This is a genomic window from Vallitalea longa (genome assembly GCF_027923465.1).
GTDB lineage: Bacteria > Bacillota > Clostridia > Lachnospirales > Vallitaleaceae > Vallitalea > Vallitalea longa.
Genome location: NZ_BRLB01000043.1, coordinates 1 through 1,415, shown reverse-complemented (window position 1 = coordinate 1,415; position 1,415 = coordinate 1). Strand labels below are relative to the sequence as shown.

Genomic DNA, 1,415 nt, shown 5'->3' with positions numbered 1-1,415 from the left:
TATAAATTGCAATATTAAATGTCCGGTATTTTCAAATAAAATTTTATAGTGTAGATATATTGTATTTTTTTAATATCTAGTTTGGCGTAGCGTACCATTTACAATGAGAGAGGCATGTGATAGCCTAGTATAAGAGGCTTGCATCACGCTCTTTGTGATGGATGCCCCTGATGCAAGAAAATCACATGCCTAGAGGCTCGTTGTCAATGGCAAACGGCCGACTTGATAAACCCTTCTACGCTGCCTCTATATCTCTTTCATATACTTCTATTGATGTTTTATATTTTAGTATTTTACGTGGATAATTGTTTATCCAATATTCAATCTGCTTTATTTCTTTATTTGTATATTTACTAATGTCTACCCCTTTTGGAATGAACCTTCTAATAATCTTATTTGCATTCTCATTACTTCCTCTTTCCCATGAACTATAAGGATGAGCATAATATGCCATTGTTCGATTCTTCTTTGTTAATATCGATTTTTCTATAGCTTCTTGGTTTACAAACTCACACCCATTATCCATAGTTATACTCTTAAAAATTTTTTTGAATTTATATCTATGTTTTCGTTCTAATTTATCTAGAATTTGTGCTACACTCTTTTGGGTTTTATCCTTCATTTTAAAAATAAGATTTCTTCTTGATTTTCTTTCTGTCAGTACCAACAATACTGTTTTAGAGCCTCTTCCGCTGACTACGCAGTCCATCTCCCAGTGACCAAGATTTTCCCTGCTATTAATATCTTTTGAACGTTCATCAATACTTCTGCTGACAGTATTATTCAATGCTGTCTTTCTAACTTTTCTGTATTTTCTCTTAGGACCTTTTCTCTTTACTAACAAATGTTTATTACTCAGGTTTAGAAAGACTCCCTTATCAATGTAATTATAAACTGTCTTAGTGCAAATGGACGTTTCAAATTTCAGACCTTCTTTTTTTATTCTTCCTATAACCACATCTGGAGAATGCTTTTCATTTATTATTTTATCTTCAATATATGATGCTAATTTATGATCGTGACCAATTTTTAAACTAGGTCCCTTATTTGCAGCATTTTCTAAATATTTTCTATGGGCTACATCAGCACAATATTCGTAACGCTCTGTCAAATCACTATTTAAAAGTTTTACTTTACCTCTAGCTATTTCTCGCCGTATTGTACGTTCTGACTTACCTATTTGGATTGCAATTTCAGCATTTGATATTTTTGCTTTTTTCAAAGCTTCAATTTTATATCTTTCTTTCTCTGTAAGGTATTTATTTTTCTTTGGATTTGTAGTATTATTAATTTGATTCATTTGAATGATTTTCTCCTATAGTTGTTTTTGTGGTGATTACACTATAACAGAAATCTTCAAATGAATCATTTCTTTTTTATTTTGTTTATTCGGACATTTCATTATACAACTTTGC

Annotated in this window: 1 protein-coding gene; it reads right to left on the bottom strand. The window is 30.9% G+C overall.

The window, feature by feature from the left end:
* Positions 1–235: 235 nt before the first annotated feature.
* The gene (locus QMG30_RS24705) at positions 236–1,300 is read right to left on the bottom strand and encodes an IS30 family transposase (protein WP_281819898.1); all 1,065 of its coding nucleotides are present in this window, start codon (positions 1,298–1,300) and stop codon (positions 236–238) included.
* Between the last annotated feature and the right edge of the window lie 115 nt (positions 1,301–1,415).